The organism is Alteromonas abrolhosensis, assembly GCF_001953635.1.
In the GTDB taxonomy this organism is placed as follows: domain Bacteria; phylum Pseudomonadota; class Gammaproteobacteria; order Enterobacterales; family Alteromonadaceae; genus Alteromonas; species Alteromonas abrolhosensis.
In genome coordinates this window covers 58,259-76,839 of sequence record NZ_MEJH01000005.1, presented here as the reverse complement: position 1 = coordinate 76,839, position 18,581 = coordinate 58,259, and the positions used below count along the sequence as shown (strand labels likewise).

18 protein-coding genes are annotated in these 18,581 nt (G+C 44.1%); 10 read left to right on the top strand and 8 right to left on the bottom strand.

What is annotated here, in order from left to right; all coding sequences use genetic code 11:
- Positions 1-221 precede the first annotated feature (221 nt).
- The 3 genes from BGK61_RS09245 to BGK61_RS09230 all read left to right on the top strand — a co-directional run bounded on the left by BGK61_RS09245 (position 222) and on the right by BGK61_RS09230 (position 2,792).
- Positions 222-1,283, top strand: a complete 1,062-nt coding sequence (locus BGK61_RS09245; protein WP_083648653.1) for a site-specific integrase — start codon at positions 222-224, stop codon at positions 1,281-1,283.
- Between the two features lie 35 nt (positions 1,284-1,318).
- Complete coding sequence (locus BGK61_RS09240) at positions 1,319-2,179, top strand: LAPAL motif-containing putative phage structural protein (protein ID WP_076010940.1); 861 nt, start codon at positions 1,319-1,321, stop codon at positions 2,177-2,179.
- A 256-nt stretch (positions 2,180-2,435) separates the two neighbouring features.
- A complete protein-coding gene (locus tag BGK61_RS09230) occupies positions 2,436-2,792 on the top strand; it encodes a hypothetical protein (protein WP_076010942.1) in 357 nt (118 codons plus the stop codon).
- Positions 2,793-2,890: 98 nt separating this feature from the next.
- Here BGK61_RS09230 and BGK61_RS09225 read toward each other — a convergent pair whose 3' ends face one another.
- Entirely contained in the window at positions 2,891-3,877 is a 987-nt protein-coding gene (locus BGK61_RS09225; RefSeq protein WP_076010943.1) for an AraC family transcriptional regulator, read from the bottom strand.
- 142 nt (positions 3,878-4,019) lie between these two features.
- On the opposite strand from BGK61_RS09225, the gene BGK61_RS09220 reads away from it, so the two are divergent.
- The 5 genes from BGK61_RS09220 to BGK61_RS09200 are packed head-to-tail and all read left to right on the top strand — an operon-like array spanning position 4,020 to position 8,689.
- Positions 4,020-5,315, top strand: coding sequence for a flavin-containing monooxygenase (locus BGK61_RS09220; protein ID WP_076010944.1), 1,296 nt, complete (start codon positions 4,020-4,022; stop codon positions 5,313-5,315).
- Positions 5,316-6,230: a bile acid:sodium symporter family protein gene (locus BGK61_RS09215; protein WP_076026051.1), complete on the top strand. Its 915-nt coding sequence runs from the start codon at positions 5,316-5,318 to the stop codon at positions 6,228-6,230.
- Positions 6,220-7,161 (top strand): SDR family oxidoreductase, encoded by a 942-nt coding sequence (locus BGK61_RS09210; protein WP_076011563.1) that lies wholly within the window; start codon positions 6,220-6,222, stop codon positions 7,159-7,161. The genes BGK61_RS09215 and BGK61_RS09210 overlap by 11 nt, the downstream gene beginning before the upstream one ends.
- A complete protein-coding gene (locus tag BGK61_RS09205; RefSeq protein ID WP_076011562.1) occupies positions 7,161-7,958 on the top strand; it encodes an SDR family NAD(P)-dependent oxidoreductase in 798 nt (265 codons plus the stop codon). The genes BGK61_RS09210 and BGK61_RS09205 overlap by 1 nt, the downstream gene beginning before the upstream one ends.
- Complete coding sequence (locus BGK61_RS09200; protein ID WP_076011561.1) at positions 7,955-8,689, top strand: sulfite exporter TauE/SafE family protein; 735 nt, start codon at positions 7,955-7,957, stop codon at positions 8,687-8,689. The genes BGK61_RS09205 and BGK61_RS09200 overlap by 4 nt, the downstream gene beginning before the upstream one ends.
- Positions 8,690-8,794: 105 nt before the next feature.
- Here the strand turns inward: BGK61_RS09200 and BGK61_RS09195 are convergent, their stop codons facing one another.
- The 4 genes from BGK61_RS09195 to BGK61_RS09180 all read right to left on the bottom strand — a co-directional run bounded on the left by BGK61_RS09195 (position 8,795) and on the right by BGK61_RS09180 (position 12,505).
- Positions 8,795-9,067 (bottom strand): hypothetical protein, encoded by a 273-nt coding sequence (locus BGK61_RS09195; protein WP_076011560.1) that lies wholly within the window; start codon positions 9,065-9,067, stop codon positions 8,795-8,797.
- Between the two features lie 127 nt (positions 9,068-9,194).
- The gene (locus BGK61_RS09190; protein WP_076011559.1) at positions 9,195-9,998 is read right to left on the bottom strand and encodes a DUF3307 domain-containing protein; all 804 of its coding nucleotides are present in this window, start codon (positions 9,996-9,998) and stop codon (positions 9,195-9,197) included.
- A 64-nt stretch (positions 9,999-10,062) separates the two neighbouring features.
- Positions 10,063-10,752 carry a hypothetical protein gene (locus BGK61_RS09185; RefSeq protein WP_076011558.1) on the bottom strand — a complete coding sequence of 230 codons (690 nt, stop codon included), beginning with the start codon at positions 10,750-10,752 and terminating at the stop codon, positions 10,063-10,065.
- Positions 10,753-11,017: 265 nt separating this feature from the next.
- Complete coding sequence (locus tag BGK61_RS09180) at positions 11,018-12,505, bottom strand: sensor domain-containing diguanylate cyclase (RefSeq protein ID WP_083648670.1); 1,488 nt, start codon at positions 12,503-12,505, stop codon at positions 11,018-11,020.
- A gap of 147 nt (positions 12,506-12,652) precedes the next feature.
- On the opposite strand from BGK61_RS09180, the gene BGK61_RS09175 reads away from it, so the two are divergent.
- Complete coding sequence (locus BGK61_RS09175) at positions 12,653-13,228, top strand: exopolysaccharide biosynthesis protein (protein WP_076011557.1); 576 nt, start codon at positions 12,653-12,655, stop codon at positions 13,226-13,228.
- A gap of 33 nt (positions 13,229-13,261) precedes the next feature.
- Here BGK61_RS09175 and BGK61_RS09170 read toward each other — a convergent pair whose 3' ends face one another.
- Positions 13,262-13,723, bottom strand: coding sequence for an EVE domain-containing protein (locus tag BGK61_RS09170; protein ID WP_076011556.1), 462 nt, complete (start codon positions 13,721-13,723; stop codon positions 13,262-13,264).
- Between the two features lie 318 nt (positions 13,724-14,041).
- Between BGK61_RS09170 and BGK61_RS09165 the strand changes: the two genes are divergently transcribed.
- Complete coding sequence (locus tag BGK61_RS09165) at positions 14,042-16,384, top strand: YgiQ family radical SAM protein (protein WP_076011555.1); 2,343 nt, start codon at positions 14,042-14,044, stop codon at positions 16,382-16,384.
- 89 nt (positions 16,385-16,473) lie between these two features.
- On the opposite strand, the gene BGK61_RS09160 is transcribed toward BGK61_RS09165, so the two are convergent.
- Both BGK61_RS09160 and BGK61_RS09155 read right to left on the bottom strand, forming a co-directional pair.
- Positions 16,474-16,878, bottom strand: coding sequence for a hypothetical protein (locus BGK61_RS09160; protein WP_014998188.1), 405 nt, complete (start codon positions 16,876-16,878; stop codon positions 16,474-16,476).
- Positions 16,878-18,533 carry a S41 family peptidase gene (locus BGK61_RS09155; protein WP_076011554.1) on the bottom strand — a complete coding sequence of 552 codons (1,656 nt, stop codon included), beginning with the start codon at positions 18,531-18,533 and terminating at the stop codon, positions 16,878-16,880. The genes BGK61_RS09160 and BGK61_RS09155 overlap by 1 nt, the downstream gene beginning before the upstream one ends.
- Positions 18,534-18,581: the final 48 nt, after the last annotated feature.

Below are 18,581 nucleotides of genomic sequence, written 5' to 3'. Positions count from 1 at the left end.
AGACCAATCTAGTACTTCGTTTATACAGGAGTACAAATTTATTAGCGGATTAGTAACAACAGACAAGCTTTCAGAAATGACGGGCTACAGCAAAGAAGCAATTCGAATGAAAGTTAAAAAAGGGGTTTGGATAAAGCAACAACACTACCTAAAGGCACCTGACGGAAGGCTAATTTTTATCGTCGAAATGATTTACCAATGGATGAGAGGAGAATAAGTAAATGAGTGTTAAAGAAGTGAATGGTGGATATGTTATCGACTTCACGCTAAATCATGAGCGATATAGAGAAACGATTCCAGCTCCACATAATAAAACAGCTTCCAAAAGAATTGAGGAGCAGGAAACTATTTATAAGATGGCGATTTCTTTAAATGATAAATCAATAGCTAGCCGCTTTCCAAACAGCAAGATAATACAAAGAGCTTTTGATACTGGTTGTAATTTCACCATTCACGACTATTCAAACATTTGGTTTAAACAGAAACAGCGTAATTGGTCTCATACAACTATTCGCGGTTATTCGCAGAAATATAATTCCTATATCAAGCCAAATTGGGGCGATCTTTTACTGACTGAGTTTAAAGCTAGTATGTTTGATGAGTGGGCTTCTGAAAGTTTACTGTCAGGAAAATCTATTAACGAAACACGAAATGTGCTCAAACAAATTTTCAATAGAGCACTTATGGACGAAGTCATTGAAAAAAACCCAGCAGAACAAATCGAACGCTATAAGCAAGCTTCAAAAGAACCAAATCCTTTCAATAAGATCGAGATCAAAAAAATACTTTGCTCTCTTGAGAGTCCGTATAAGTATTTTTATAAATTCGCAATTTTTACTGGTTTGAGAACTGGCGAACTGTTGGGCCTTCGATGGCAAGATGTTGATTTAAATAAAAAAGTGGCGCACATAAGGTTAAGTATTACTAATGGAATTGAAAAAGCACCTAAGACTATCGGTAGTATCAGATCTATTGAACTTAATTCAGAAGCTGTCTCTGCTCTCAAGTGTATTAAACAGTCAGAGTACTTTCACTCTTACAGGGTGTTCATTGACCCGCGAACTATGAAAGAGTATAAATACGCTGATGGACTAAGAAAGTACGTATGGAAACCCGCACTTGAACAAGCGCAAATTCCATATAGATATCCTTACCAATGTAGGCATACTTACGCTTCCATGATGTTGTCTCAAGGCAAAAACCCTTTATGGGTAGCAAGACAAATGGGTCACGCAGATTGGGGAATGATTCGTAAAACGTATGGACGTTGGGTCCCACAATAATTAGAATACCGCGCTTTAAACAAGGAAGTATTACCATGAATGATTTAGGTAAATTTAGTCTTTATTACGATACTAGCGACACTGAAAACCATACGATAGATGCTATCGACCTAGCTAATGGACTTATTGGAATCTCCGAAGCCCTTACACTTGCAGACAAAATATTGAATGGTGAAGAGTCGGAGCTCGAAGTAAAAGTAAAAGCTCCAAAGCCTGGATCGATTGGAATACCCATTGAAGTGCTTAGTTTTCTTGGGGATACAAAAAACGTTCTTGAGATTATAGGTTTTGCAGCTGGTACCGGAGCGGTAACAGGATCTGTACTTGGAGTTTTAGAATTTCTCCAAGGAAAGAAAATTACATCTGTTGAAAAAGATTCTGACAAGACTAAAATTAAAACAGAATATAGAAATAACGAACAAGAAATTACTTTAGACGAAGACTTTGCAAAGCTTGTTTTGGATAGGGATTTTCGAAAGGCAATGAACCAAGCCATTGTAGTTCCGATACGGGGTGATGAGAAAGCAAAGGTACATGTTAAGTCTTTCGATGGTGAATCTATCCTACATACTATAGAAGAAGCGGATTTAAAATCGTATAGGAAACTCCCATCAAAAGTAGGAGCGGTAGAAACAGATGAAGTTGATACCGTTAACGTTAGATTTGTTAATGTAAACTTCGAGAAATCCACTGGTTGGCAAATTGAACACCTTCAAGAAATTAAATCAGTAAAAATATCTGACGAAGCATTTCTTAGAAGAGTCAGAGCGAATGAGGATAGATTCGCTAAAGGCGACTTATACGAAGTCAAACTCAAAACCAAAGAGACTACATCTTTGAGCGGGGACTCTAAAGTTAAATACGAAATTGAAAGAGTACTTCGAAAAGTTGGATAGCAGCATATTAGGATTGAAATCGTGCAACTACCGTTCTTCATAAATATATCTCTACTACTGATCGCTACCCCGATAGCGTTTCTTGTATGTCTTTACGCAAGTAAAATAATTGTCGTAGGAATGCTTGATTATGCTTTTCCGAGCAAAAGTGTAGAAGTTACTGTGCAAACATCGCAGAATGACAAAGTGTCTACATTGAAAATAAAGAGCGCTAAAGAGTTAGCGGAAATAATCAACAATGGAAGTTTGATACAAAATGGTAAAGAACAACGCTAATACTGGGATCATTGCGTCTGGCTCTATTATTACAGTTTTTGAAGGTGTTATTCAGCTTCTTGATTTAGACGCGAGTCAAACAGCAGTTGCTGCTTCCCTTGCTCCAGTAATTGGCGGCCTGATAGCTTGGTTTTTAAATATATTAGTAATCAAGTACGGGCTTCCAGAAGAAATTCGAAAGCAAGACGCAAAGTTACATCAAGCAATAAAGCTAGCAACTAAAGACTTAAAGTGCGAGTTTTTAAGTCCAGACAAAAAAGCTGAAATTAAAGACCAGATTACAGAATACAGAAGGGCAAGAAGAATATTGCGTGTAGGTGACGCCATTCCGGCATAAAAAAATTAACCACATGATTTATAAGACTTTATGAATAGTTCAAATCCCGCCAGCTCCACCAATTCAAAAAAAGACGTCTTAGGACGTCTTTTTTATTTTTAATCCTTTCTCTTTTCTATTCCATTTTTATAAGCCCTAAACCCAGTTCCCGTCCACCGTTTGAATGCCTTAGCAAAAGCACTTTCATCGTTATAGCCCAGATACTGCGCTAAACTTGCCTGGGTTACTTCTGGCTTTTGTATTTGATTCAGAGCGTGTTGCTTGCGAATAGCCTGCGCCATTGTGTGGTAGTTAATGTCCGTCTCTTTTAACCTACGCAGTAAGGTTCTTTCGCTCACCGCAAAGCTGGCGGCAATTTGGCTACGGGTTAGCCATGGTTGGTTGATGAGTAACGCCTCGACCTTTTCTGAAAAAGAATGATGAGTCAGTTGGTTAAGTTGCTGATTTGCCAGCTCCAACATTTGCGCTTGAATAGCGGGGTTCACTTCTCGTTGTTTAAAGTGCCAGTCAGCATCGCCATACACAATGGCATTTTGCGTCTGATTAAAGCTCACCTTCGCTTCGCCAAACACCTGGCTATACAATTCCTTTGGCGCTTGTTGCGCGTGTTTAAAATATACCGCAACGGGCGTGATATTCTTACCCGCCACCCACCGGGCTCCCGTTGCAATACCTGCCATGATAGCCTCTATGCGCACATCGACTGCGGCAGTAAACATAGGTTCGTAGCGTACGCTCCACCCTTGCTTATCACGGGATTTATCAAACACCCCGCCTTCACCTATTAGCGGCGAGTACTGAATAAGGCTGTCTACAGCCACACTTAACGAAGGGCTACTTAGCAGTAAAAAGCCCATAGTGTCGAAGTTTTGCGGTAACATGGCTAAGCCAATGTGCAAACCTATGCCCTTGTCGCCATGGCGTTCCACTTCAAGCCACAGTTTATCTTGCAACAACAAAGGTAAACGCTCTTCACCTTTATGTTGTTGAATACTGGCTAACAATTTGTCTTCTATCGGAATAGCCAATTGTGCTAATTGATTAAGTATTGCCTGAGTAAAGCTTTGTGTAACACTGGCCGCCATAGTCTGCGTATTTTCCTACCTAATGGAGGCATAGCATACTGAATCTGTCCCGAATTAACTAGTTATTTGTCCTTTGTGAGCAAGGAAACCTTGTCAACACCCTGTTAACCTTATTAACAGGTAGTTAAAAGAGACAGTAATCATGAATCCTTATGTGGTTATAGGAGCCGGGCCTATGGGCCTGTGTACAGTGCGGCGTTTAGCAGAAAAAGGTATTAAGGTACTGGGCTTGGAAGCCCATAGCGATGTGGGTGGGTTATGGGACATCGACAGCCCCACCAGCACCATGTATGAGTCAGCGCACCTTATTTCGTCTAAGCGCATGACTGAATTTGACGACTTTCCCATGAGCGATGATGTGGCCACCTACCCTCGGCATGATCAGCTCAAACACTATTTTCAGTCTTATGCTACCCACTTCGATTTATATCGTCATTACCAGTTTAATTGCTGGGTAGAATCAGTAGAGCCCCACAACGGACAATGGCGGATCAGCTATCGCAAAAATGATGAACAACATCAGATTATCGCTGCAGGCGTATTGCTTGCCAACGGCACATTACACCACCCCAATGTCATCGACTTTCCTGGCCATTTTAACGGTGAGCAGATGCACAGTGCTCAATACAAAAGTGCTGATATCTTTGCAGATAAGCGGGTGCTTATTGTGGGGTGTGGCAACAGTGGGTGTGACATCGCCGTCGATGCGGTTCATCGGGCTAAGCACGTCGACATGGTGGTACGTCGCGGCTATTACTTTTTACCCAAGTTTGTCGCCGGCATTCCCACCGACACCTTAGGTGGTAAAATTCGCTTACCCAATTGGTTAAAACAACGTGTAGATGGCACGTTGGTGCGCTTAATTTCGGGTAAGCCCAGTCATTTTGGCCTGCCAGACCCCGATTACAAAATGTATGAATCACACCCTGTAGTTAACTCGCTATTTTTACATCATATTGGGCATGGCGACATCACCGTACGCCCTAATATTGAACGATTAACCGACAATGGCGCGTGTTTTAGTGACGGTAGTCAAGCAGAATACGACCTCATTTTACAGGCCACCGGCTATAAACTGCATTACCCCTTTATTGATAAACAGCACCTCAACTGGGTAGGCGATGCGCCGCAGCTCTATTTAAATGTGTTTAACCCCCTACACCCTAATTTATATGTGATGGGTATGGTAGAAGCTGCGGGGCTGGGCTGGCAAGGGCGTGACGAACAAGCCAAGTTGGTCGCCAATGTCATATATTTGCAACAGCATCGACAACAAGCCGCAGATGCATTTTTTGATAAAGTGAAAGCACAAGCCAGCCAGCGGATAGACGGAGGCATGCAGTACTTACCGTTAGAGCGTATGGCTTATTACGTGCACAAAGCCGACTATTTGGCTGCGCTGTCCAGTGAAATTCAACAGTTGGGACAGGGAGCGTAAATGTCGTCAACTAGCCTTTTTGTTTTAAATGCGGTGCTAGCCATGATGATGTTTGGTATAGCGCTAAGCCTGACGCCTGAGGACTTTCGCCGAATTGCAAGACAGCCCCTTGGCCCGCTTGTAGGAATGATTGCGCAGTTTGTATTGTTACCCGCATTGACGTGTCTGCTTACCTGGCTCGTTCCTATGCCAAGTGAAATAGCACTGGGTTTACTCCTTGTGAGTTGCTGTCCGGGGGGAAGTTTTTCCAATTTAATGACCTACTTGTCCAATGGCAATACGGCGATGTCAGTAAGTATGACAGGAGTAGCAAGCTTACTTGCCTGTGTCCTCACCCCGCTTAACTTCATGTTTTACGCCGCCCTTAATCCGCGCACACAAAGCTTGTTAAACAGCATCTCAGTGTCTACCGCCGACATGTTAACAGTGATTGCCTTTGTATTGGCCATACCGCTGGCTCTGGGACTAACTTGTGCCCGTATCTGGCCGTCGTTTGCAAGAAAAAGTGAGCCCTTCTTTCGCTTCGTTTCGTTATTCACCTTGTTTGGTTTTGTAGCCATTGCGCTTTTCATGAACTGGGACAAGTTTATTGCGGGAGCCAGTATCTTTTTGTTAGCCGTAGTGGTTCACAATGCCCTCGCGCTCGCCATCGGATGGGGCGCTGCCCGAGCGCTGCAATTGCCCCAAGCCGATACCCGTGCCATCACCTTAGAAGTGGGCTTGCAAAACTCCGGTTTGGGTCTGGGGATCATATTTACCTTTTTTGCCAATCTAGAAGCAATGGCGGTTATTGCCGCCGCCTGGGGTATATGGCACCTCATATCTGGCTTAAGTTTGAGTACCTATTGGCAATTTAAAGATCGCAGAACCGCCCGTCAACACTCCGCTAAAAAGCAGTATTTTTATGGATCTTAATATTTTAATTACCGGTAGCGAAGGCTATATCGGTCAGCGCCTGATTAGCGCTTTGGCAGATAATTACAAGATAGTTGGCGTGGATATTCGTCCTCCTTCAAAACAGCTCTACCCCTATTATGAAATGGACATTCGGGACGCACAGTTAAGTGACGTAATGGCCAAGCACAACATTACCCATGTGGTTCATTTAGCCAGTGTGATGCAAGCCAGTGATGATCGCGCTCGTGACTATGATATTGATGTCAATGGCACAGCTAATGTACTTAATTGTTGCATAAATAATCAGGTCAAGCATATTACGGTGACAAGTAGTGGTGCAGCCTACGGTTATCACGCCGACAATCCAGACTGGCTGAATGAGCAAGCTCCCCTTCGCGGCAATGACCACTTCGCCTATAGCCAGCACAAGCGTTTAATTGAAGAAATGTTGGCTGAATACCGGGTCACTCACCCTGCGTTGCACCAGTTAGTGCTACGTCCGGGTACCGTGCTGGGCAAGCATACTAATAATCAAATCACCCATTTGTTTACGAAATCAAAATTGCTCGGTATTAAAGGCTCGCCCTCGCCTTTCGTTTTTATTTGGGATGAAGACGTGGTGAACATTATCACTAAAGGCGTTACTGAAAGCCTTGTCGGGCAATTTAATTTAGCGGGCGATGGTGCCATGACCATGGCCGAAATTGCACACGTGCTCAATAAACCCCTTATGCAAGTACCTGCTGCAGTCGTTGCGGGAATACTTAAAATTGGCCACGCTCTTGGCCTTACCCAATACAGTGCCGAACAAGTTGATTTTCTGCGCTATCGTCCGGTTTTGGATAATCGCGCACTAAAAACGGTTTTTGGTTATGTGCCTCAAAAAACATCCAGGGAAGTGTTTGATTTTTATGTGGCCCACAATAGCCTTATAAGGAATGGTAGATAATGGAAAGCACCTCACCGAAGCCTTGGGCAATGATAACCGGCGCGGCATCAGGGTTGGGTTTAGATCTCGCTAAACAAATGGCAGCCCACTACCAGCTGGTGTTGGTAGATGTACAAGAAGAAGCGCTTACGCGCGTGGCAACGTCCCTTGAATGTCAGCACTATTTTGTGTGCGATTTAGCGGTTACGGGTGAAATTGATGCCTTGGTAAAGTTAATTACCCAACGTCAAATCACCTTAAGCGTACTTATCAATAATGCAGGAATTACCCATCGTTCACTTGCATCACATACCCAGCTGTCTGTTATCGAAAAGGTAATGCGGGTCAATTACTTTGCTCCTGTTCAGCTAACCCAGGCACTCACGCCATTTTTAAGTCACCATGCGTGTGTCGTAAATATTAGCTCTATGGCAGGATGGATGCCTGTACTGGGGCGTGCTGGCTACTGCGCCTCTAAATCCGCCTTACACCAATACTTTGAAACCCTACGAGCCGAATGGCAAGGCAATGGAAAGCATATTCTTATGGTGTACCCCAGTTTTTTAGATACCCCCATCGAGCACAATGCATTAAACGGGCTGGGCAATAAAGCCACGCATAAGCGAACAATGGTCGGCGCCATGGGCAACAGTAAAGATATGGCATCACAAATCATTTCAGCAATGAATAGAGGCCAGCAGCGCCTACTGCCAGACGGGTTCACCCGGGTTTCCGCATTATTGTATCGCCTTATGCCCAAGGTTTATTTATACCTTATGCGCCGCCGATTGGTGCGTGAATTGGATACACTACAATGAACTTTATAATCGTCGCCATCGGGGTGTTTATTGCCTTTACTGTCGAGGCCATGACAGGGTTTGGAAGCATTGTTATTGCCTTATCAATTGGTGCTTTGGTCATGGATATCACTCAATTGATGCAGTGGTTGGTACCGCTGAACATAATGATGACCGGCCCACTGGTTTACCGTCATCGCCAGCATATTGATTACGACCTGTTGTTTAAGCAAATTTTACCCTTGATGGGGCATGGCACATTAGTAGGGGTACTTGTCACGGACTACATACCCGCTGATTACAGCAAAGCGCTTTTCGCACTGATCATCTGTTGGTTTGCTATTCGATCGCTTGCCCAACTGCACGCACCAGCCCATGGGCACCTCGCCCGTTGTGGGTTAATTTTCTCTGCCGGTATTACTCACGGATTATTCGCATCAGGCGGCCCGCTACTGGTGTATGCCTGTGCAAGAACACCCATGACCAAAGAACGCTTTCGCGCAACCTTGCTAAGTGTATGGTTTACCCTAAATACGTCACTTTGTGTGTGGTTTTTATTGTTCGAAGACTTAGCCTCGCAGGTCAAATCCATTATGTGGCTAATACCCTGTGTGATAGCGGGGGCACTGATAGGTAATGCCCTGCACAACAAGGTCAGTCAGACGTCATTTTCTCGCATAGTGTTTACGCTGTTATTACTCGTCGGCGTTTTACTGCTGGTGAAAACATGCAATCAAGTTCTACCGCTATGAAAAGGTGCAAGCCCTTAAGCTGAGTCGAACGTTGGTGTGCATTTTTGCCATAAAAAACGCCCATTTAAGGGCGTTCTTTGAAATACATTGAAGAAAATACCGCTATTACACCTCGCGGCACGAAGAAGTTATTCTCGGCTGTATCGTGCCCGCTCGTCTATAGGTGTTATTATTTTCCGTCTTATCGTTAATGTTTCGCATATTATAGCGTATTGCGGCAGCATGACAATCCTGTGCATCACTGTACTGTCTTACGAATAAACCCTTTTCGTCATAAAGCGCAACCCCACCATTGTTTGCTTCTGGCTGCTGCTGAGCAATTTCTGTTGAATCGCATGCCGTTAATAAAATTACTGACGCTACCAAAAGTATTCTCATGCCTATATTCCTTCATTTAATATTCAATTAAACAGTAGGTTATATAAATAACACATGCAAGCATTTTTGATTGAAAATCGTTCAGCTCGCAATTAACTAAAATGCAGAATGACCTTCTACAGCGGTTTTATTTTATAGGCAACTTTCCTAATACCCTAGCGCATGCCAAACCAATAGCTAAGGTCATCGCGACACTTGTCAAAGTGCCTAGCAGCACATATTCCGTCAGCTTTCTATCTTGATGCTTTGTTAAATCTCCAAAACGAAATATAGATTTTGCCGCAATCAGAAATCCGATAGCAGAAAATTGATTTAGCAAAACGAAAGTTAATATAAGTACCCGCTCTAAATAGCCAATTCTTTGGCCTGCAAGCGACAAAGTTTGCTGTTCTTCCGTACTTATTGTGGGTGTGTCATTCGGGTGCTTAGGTGACCTGTTTTCAGCCAACACGTCGCTACTCCACGGAGACAGCAGCTGTTTTATAATAATAGAGCTGGGTTTGAGTACAGCTAGATAGGCAAGGAGAACAGCCACATGAGTTGTATTCACTTGGCGAATTAAGTACAGCGCGCCTTCCCATTGGTTGGTCGCATACAGAAATACACCGACTAAGACCACTATGTGTGCTACTTGATCAAGCACGAAAGTAGTGATGTTCTGCGCACAGTAAGACTTCACAACGTCAATTTTAAAATGAGATACGGCCACAATAATTGCGCTAATTCCAACGGTTGCAATACTTATTTTTTCTAAAAATATAAGCATTACCACAGCTACTAGCACACCGTGAATTAACGCATGTAGATATAAGGGCAAAGCCAGAGCGTGTTTTTCATTTCTCTGTTGAACCCACGAAAAAGGTTGAAAATAAAAGTCAGCTAGCAGGTGGGCTAAAAGTAATGCTGCCAGCAATTCAGGTTCAGCAACCATGCAGCTCTCCTATTTTAAACACGACGTTTTTTGTTTTGCTTAGCTTCACGTTAGTCATCCTTGGTTACTTGCTGGCTTGTAATGCGGTGCTATTTTTATCGCTGGAAATCAGTGCTTGTTCCATATAATCCAGATACTCAGCAATCAATTTATAATTACTGGCGTTTAGAATACGACTCACATTACTTCGATTTTTATCCAATATAGCAGCAATACTTTCATGGCTTTTATCTGACGCTTCAAGATACGCATGTAAAGTTTGCGCTTGGGTTTGTGTAAGCCCACTAATGTGTGCATCAGCAAAGCGAGTTAGCAGTTGTGTTTTGTTGTCTAGTTGATGGTTTCCGCTGTAAAAAGCGAGGTGATGAGGTTTAATATTATCAAGTCCCCGCCCTGACAATACGAAAGCCTCGCCCGTTCCTGTTTTCACTTCTGAAGGACGGAATTGCACTTCCCCCACGGCAATGCTCATTCTCACATCTACGCTCAATTCATGCGCCTTTAGGGCTAAACGTACCCCGACCGCAGTTCTCATACAGTGTTGGGTCTGCTTAATTACTAACTGGAATGCATCGCCTCGGTAAATATCGAAGTCGCCACCGTAAAGGTTCGCATAGTTCGTTAAGCTCGCCCTAAGTGTTGCAAGAATATCGCTGAATTCATCATCTGAATAAGATTGTGAGTTGGTTATATCACCAGTGATTACACCAGCTACACTTTTTGAGTCGTTTTTAAGAGCACTATTTCTGGTCATTCTGCTTTGCGCCGCGTTGACTTTGTTGCAATAAACATAAAAGTTTTAAATGGCTAGATACCACTATGGCACGCTACGGCGTTTAATTCAAAAACAATCACACTTTAAAATGTGATTATTTTTAATCACAAATTGATATGTGATTAAAATGAGGAAAAACAAAACGCAGCGTTATTACTGCTAACCGTCTTAGAAATGTAGGGTAATGGAGGAGCAAAAAGTGTCTGAGTTGGAAAAATCAGTGCCAGAACGGTACATCCCAGCGTTAACTCCGCGCACAATTTCTACCGGCATTTTTTGCGCGGTAAAGTGCTTTATCAGCTTGTTCTAAAAGCCACATAGCATCCTCTTCTTTGTGCTTAGAATTATCTTTGTTAAGCGGCAAGTTACTGGTAGTAGCCATCCCTATACTTACCGTAAGCGTTCTGTCATGCGCTGACGCTTCGTGGAAAATATTAAGAAACATTACATTACGTAAAATTCGTGCCGCGATAGTAGGAAGCGCCTTACCCTGCGTATCAGGGAGGATAACCGCGAACTCTTCGCCGCCATAACGAGCCACCAAATCATCGCTACCCACACAACTGTTAGTGAGCGTGTACGCAATGTTTTTTAATACGGTATCTCCGGCGACATGGCCGTAAGCGTCGTTGTACTGCTTGAATAAATCGACATCTATGAGTAATAAGCTAAGTGAACGCCCCTGCTCATAGCAACGGGCGACATCCCGCTCTAGAGTACTGTCAAACAACCTTCTGTTTGCAATACCCGTTAAACCATCAATATTGGCCAGTCGTTCTAGTTGTTTATTCGCCTCAAGTAATTCTACTTGTACCTTTTGCAGTGCCTTTCTGTTATATAAATTCTGTAAGGTGTTACCTAACATTTCCCCAATACGGCGCAAGTACTCGATATCTGAAGCCTTCCACGAGTACGGTCCGCCTATTATGTCGCACCCTATGAATCCGTACATGGTTCCATCAACCATTATGCGAACGCAGAGTATCGAGAAAATACGCTGTTCCTGAAAAAGTTCTCGTTCTGATGAAGCTGAATCAGGAATAGAAGACACATCATCTACCTTAAATATCCCGTTGGATATATGGCTCATGAAGAAAGGCATGGTGTTGGTTGGAATGTTTTGTAACTCATCAATATACGGAGTAACCCCCGCTGCCACCCACTCATGAGTATTGGACATATAATCGTCTGTATCACCAAACTCAAAAAGATAACATCTATCTACATCACAGAACTCACCAAAAGCAGCAAGTGCATGATCGATAATGCTATCTAGTTCACTGACGTTTGCATTGATTAATTTTGAAGAGAAGTTAGTGAGAAGCTGGTTGAAAGTAATATGCTTATTGACCGCAGAATCTTTCTTAAATTCGCCGATCAAATGGGCCGCATTAGCAACTATATTGAGAACCGAGCATTTACCAATTGAAGTAGCAATCACTTCACTAGTAACGAAGCAGATCATTGTTCGCGATTGAGTTTGAATTCTGAACTGTCCAGACACACAGCTTCCCTTTTCAGAAAGATAGAAAGGATCTCGCTTCGTATCAACTTCCTTTTTTGTACTAATATCGTAAAATTTGACGGACTTTATTCCGCCAAAATTCAAGGGCTGTATACCAAAAGCTCTCGTAAACCCTGCACTCGCATATATTTCGTCAGTTCCTACGAATTTAAATAAAATACTTGATGGCATTTGCTCAAGAATAGAAAAAATATCTTCTTTACTCAATTGTATCCCCAATATTAGTCACTCTCTAAATGTAGCAAAACATGGGCATTAGTAAAAAGTTGTCAAAATGAATTATTAAACTTATTTAAAAAAACGGCGTAACCATCAGTAGGACAAAGCCCTTTAGTAAGGATTCAACGACGTATTATGAGCGACTCGATTACTGAACTGTTAGACGATATGTATAACCAAGAGTCTGAGAAGACCTCTTTGGGTAATATCATTGAGCGCTTTGAAGATAGGGGGTTCGGGCCATTACTCTTAGTACCTGCACTTATTGCTCTACTCCCTACTGGCGCAATCCCAGGCGTTCCAACATTGTGCGGGATAACATTATTTTTCATCTGTATACAAGTAGCAATAGGAAGGGAAAGCCCCTGGCTACCAAACGCGCTAAAACGAAAAAAGGTCAGTTCACACAAGTTAGAGTCGGCTATTGATAAAGCTAAACCCTTTGTAAATAAAATAGAAAAGCTGCTGAAACCCCGTGGCACCGTCCTGTCCCAAAAACCAGCTAAAAACCTTATTGCAGGATACTGTGCCCTCGCATCCCTTTCCATGATCCCATTAGAAGCAATACCTTTTGCAGTAGTTTTACCCGCATTTGCTCTATGTATGACTGCGCTTGGCATGACAAACCGAGATGGCGTGTTTCTCACAGTAGGTATTTTGCTTCAACTAGGAACAGGTTATTTGGTATATAAGTCACTTTCAATGATGTGACAAAGGCGAGTGTTGCCCTAGGTGTTCTAACTATTATTTAGCCGCCTCGTAGAGTTGCTGCCATTCAGCCTCTTCTACTGGCATGATCGACAGCCTTCCGCCTTTTTTGACCAAAGGCAGTTCAGTAATACCATCCATTGCTTTGATAACTGAAAGTGGGAGTACACTGGAAAACTTTTCTACGAACTTGACATCAACGCGATACCAACGGGGGTTTTCCTGGCTGGATTTTGGGTCGTAGTATTTCGATTCAGGATTAAACTGCGTGCTGTCTGGGTACCCGTCTTTCACCACTTCGGCAACGCCCGCAATACCTACATGTTTACAGCTAGAGTGATAGATAAATACCTTATCCCCCACTTTCACACCGTCTCTTAAAAAGTTGCGAGCTTGGTAATTTCTAACGCCATCCCACGGTTCAGTTTGGTCTGGGCGGCTTGCCAGGTCGTCTATAGAAAATGCATCAGGTTCTGTTTTAAATAGCCAATACGCCATAGTCGTTGTTGTTTCTCTTCGTTGTGAGTAGACAAGCCTTACATACGCTAAATACGGGGATTTAAAAGGCGTTTAATGGTTGAGTTTCGCTTATGAAAAAGCCATTAATTAACATGTTCACTAGAACCGGACTCTAACCCAAACGCGCGCCCACACTTAACTTTGCGGCTTTTTTATATCACAGAGTATACAAAGCTCTTTAATTTAATGACAGTGCTATACCTTAGCTTGGCCAAGACTGCTATAATTACGCACTTATTCTGAGCTTCTGCCTATTTTAAGTTCAGCAACTCCCTGATTTATCTAGATGTGATTACTATGCAAGCCACCATTAAGGCCGACCGCGGTCTGTTTTCCTACCCTAAATATTGGCCACACTGCCTGGGTACTGCGCCGTTTCTACCTATGTCAAAGGAAGAGATGGATGCCCTCGGCTGGGACAGCTGTGACGTTATTTTGGTAACGGGCGATGCGTATGTAGATCACCCTAGTTTTGGTATGGCGGTAATTGGCCGGGTACTTGAAGCTCACGGCTTTCGCGTTGGCATTATTTCTCAGCCAGACTGGACCAGCAAAGACGACTTCATGAAGCTGGGTAAACCCAACCTGTATTTCGGCGTAACAGCCGGCAATATGGACTCCATGATTAACCGCTACACATCTGACAAGAAACTTCGTCACGACGACGCTTATACGCCAGGCAATGTAGGTGGCAAGCGTCCTGACCGCGCAGTTACCGTGTATTCACAGCGCTGCCGTGAAGCGTTTAAAGGTGTACCTGTTATTGTTGGTGGCATAGAAGCCAGCTTGCGTCGTATTGCGCATTATGACTACTGGAGTGAAAAAGTACGCCGCTCTGTATTGTTCGATTCTAAAGCGGATATGCTCTTTTTCGGTAACGCCGAACGTCCTCTTGTTGAAGTAACTCATCGCTTAGCGGCAGGTGAAGATATTGCTGATTTGCGAGACATTCGCGGTACGGCAATTATCGTAAAAGAAGCCTTACCTGAGTGGCAAGGTGTTGACTCGACCTCTCTAGACAGGCCGGGCAAGATTGACGCTATCCCAAGCCCTTATCAGATGGAGCCTGAGTGCGATTCGCAGGATAAAGACACCAAAAGCAGCGAGGCGCCAGAAGCTGCGCCTATCGTTATTCAGCCAGCTCAGAAAGAAAAAGAAAAACGCAAGCCGTGGGAGAACGTGTACGTCAAACTTCCCGCGTACGAAACAGTAAAAGACAACAAGGTGTTATACGCCCATACGTCGCGTATTTTGCACCAAGAAACCAACCCTGGTTGTGCTCGCGCGCTGATGCAGCGCCACGGCGACAGACACATCTGGATTAACCCACCGGCCATGCCGCTTGAAACAGAAGAGATGGACGCGGTATTTGACTTACCGTATCAGCGTGTTCCTCACCCTGTATATGGCGATGCTAAAATCCCCGCTTACGACATGATCCGCTTCAGTATTAATATTATGCGCGGATGCTACGGTGGCTGTACGTTCTGCTCTATTACCGAGCACGAAGGGCGTATTATTCAAAGTCGTTCTGAAGACTCTATTATTCGTGAAATTGAGCAGATCCGCGACACTGTCCCAGGCTTTACCGGCGTAATCTCTGATTTGGGCGGACCAACGGCGAACATGTATCGCCTGCGTTGTAAGAGCCCGAAAGCTGAAGCCACCTGTCGTCGCCCTTCATGTGTATATCCAAGTATTTGCGCACATATGGATACCGACCATAAGCCAACAATCGACCTGTATCGTCGTGCCCGCAATTTGCCGGGCATCAAGAAAATCTTGATTGCTTCAGGCGTGCGTTACGACCTAGCAGTAGAAGACCCGGAATACGTAAAAGAGCTTGCCCTTCACCACGTAGGCGGCTACTTAAAGATCGCTCCAGAACACACCGAAGACGGCCCGCTTTCAAAAATGATGAAACCGGGCATGGGCAGCTACTACCGCTTTAAAGAGCTATTTGATAAGTACTCACAAGAAGCTGGGAAAAAGCAGTACCTGATTCCTTACTTTATTGCATCGCACCCGGGTACCACCGACGAAGACATGCTAAGCCTTGCGATATGGCTTAAAGAAAATAAATTTAAGCTCGATCAGGTACAGAACTTTTATCCGTCGCCAATGGCCACGGCGACTACTATGTACCACACCGAGGTAAATTCACTACGCAAAGTCACTAAAGACAGTGAAGAAGTACCTTCCGCTAAAGGTGAGATTCACCGTCGATTACACAAGGCGATGCTGCGTTATCACGACCCGAAAAACTTTGCACAAATTCGCGAAGCACTTACACGTATGGGGCGAGAAGATTTGATAGGCCGCGGCCCTCAACACCTTGTTCCACCGGAAACGGCTGATGAGAAGCGCCAAAAAGCACAGAAAGGTCGTCGCGGTGAACGCGCGCTAACCAAACATACTGGGCTTCCACCTACCTTTCAGGGCAAGAACAGCAAAAGTGGTAACGGCGTGAATAAGAGCCGACGTAACGCCAACACTAACAAGCAAGGTCGTGGTAACACAGCAGAACAGCGTAACGACACCGGCGGGAATAAGAACAGAGGCAATGCTTCAAAAGGAAATAATAGCAGTGGCAACAGCCGCGGCCGCACGCAAAAGCAGCCAAGCATGCACAAACGATAGCAATAAAAACGCCCAGAGCTTTTTAACTCTGGGCGTTTTTTTAAGCCCTACTGTCGACGATTACATTTCGTTTTTGTCGATTCCCCGGCTTATGCCTCGTGCACAATATAGCACTTCACATTTTCAAGCTCAGCAAGTTCCCCACTTTGGTCGTTACGCAACACACACTGCTTACCATCGCTTAGTAGCGTGAAGCTATAAACAGGGTTGTCGTGTCTTCCGTCAATAGGTAATCCCCTGCCATCAACCTTTGCCTTACGCTCGATAGTAATACTAGCAGTTTGGCTGAATACATCATCTGCTAGCGTAATGCTCACCCCACCAAACCATTTACTAATTTTATCTTCAATGGTTTGCTTTTGACTCACACTGATGGATTTGGTTATTGCCTCGTGTAACTCAGCTTCCTTCGTTGTGGCGCATCCGCTCGCCGATAGCAAAAGTATGGCGATAGGTGCTGCTAGCAGTCTTCCTTTTCTATTACAAAGCGGCATTACTTGCGCTCCTGAATAACAGGCTGATAGATTTTGTTTTGTAGAACTAAGTTCTCTTTACGTTGTTCAGGCTTATCGATAGCAATAAGCTTTTCACCCACTAGCGAACTTTGATTACTGCGCAGCGCGTTCACATCTGCAGTACCATTGCCAGATACCACTTCAGGGCATGATCCTGTTGCAGCGTATTCTAGGGCAGCAGACAGCATCCCCTCATTTGTATCACCCAAGCTTGCGGTAAAATCATCTTCTACTTCACAACCTGGTAATTCGAAATCAAAGTCAGGTGTGGCTGTCGGCATGAAGCCGTCCGCATAATCACCAAAACCTTTATTATTCACGCCTTGGAATTGAATAGAGAAATAGGTCTCGCCGCAGTTGTCTGTAGGATAGAATCCATAAGGTTTACCACAGGTTGTAGAGCCAATTTGCACCACTTCCACGTCAATACCGCGAAGGGCATTCATCACCGCTTCACTGGCAGAACATGTTGCGCCTGTGGCTATTACGTAAACCTTGGTAAGAGACAAACTAGGCAGCAGCGTATCAGCAAGATAACCTGCGTTGTAGTCGATTACATTGGCATAGAAAGGCGTTGGACGAATGGTTTCACCCGTAATAGGGTTCGTTGTGGGGTTTTTATCATTAAATCTCAAGGTTTCAAAAATTGCATTATTGGTTTGATTTGGCCCAGCAATCATATATGAAAGTTGAGATGCCAATGCCAGACGTCCGCCGCCGTTGTAGCGAAGGTCAATAACAAGCTCGGTAACGTTCTCCTCAACAAACATATCAAACGCGTCAATCAACCCTTGTTGCGCGGTAACAATAAAGGTATTGAATTGGAAATAACCCGTTTTGCCGTTTTCGGTATCTAGTACTTTCGCATTTTGAACCGGTGTTACGCTGATGTCGCCTGAAGTAATATCTACCGCTAGCGTAGAGCCGTCCACCCGCTTAAACTCAAAGCTTGTGACTGTGCCTGCATCCGCTGGGAATAAAGCAGCATTGATAGTATTCACGCCCTGCTGTGTGTTGTCATTAACGAAATCTACACCATTAATTTTTGAAAGCGTGGCGCCTCTTGGTACACCGGCAGCAGCCGCAGGAGAACCAGGTTCAGTAAACCGCACCGTTAGCACTCTGGGCACGGTTGTAGAACCAAATTCCCAGTCAAAACCGTAACCCGATGAAATTCCTGACTGAGACAGTTCATTGTATTCGGCAGTATTTTGAGAGAAATGGAAGTTATCTTTTGGCGTACCACTCGGTGTCAACTCAGTGGTTTTAAGTTGATCGAAGTACCTCAACACTGAGTAATTTTCCGGGTCGTTATCCTCTACTTCGTCGTACCATAGGTAAGTATCGTTAGTCCAAGAGCGTAACCACAGCTTCTCATCCATGGCCGTGCCTTGAGTATCGGGATAAGGATTTCCCGTGTAAGGGTCTACGCCGCTTCTCGGCGTTTCGCATTTTGCAATATATTGAGACTGCGGTTCAAAAACACCTGCTTCCCACTCTGGCTCTGATGTTCCAGGCGTTGTTGGGGTAGTTACTACAGGAGGGTTATTTGACGAGCCTGAGCCGCCTCCACATCCAGTTAGAAGAGAAATCGTGACTGCAAGTGCAACAGAGGAATACATATACGCTTTCATGATTCAAAAATGTCCTTTTAATACAACGGCTAGCTGAAAACTAAAAAA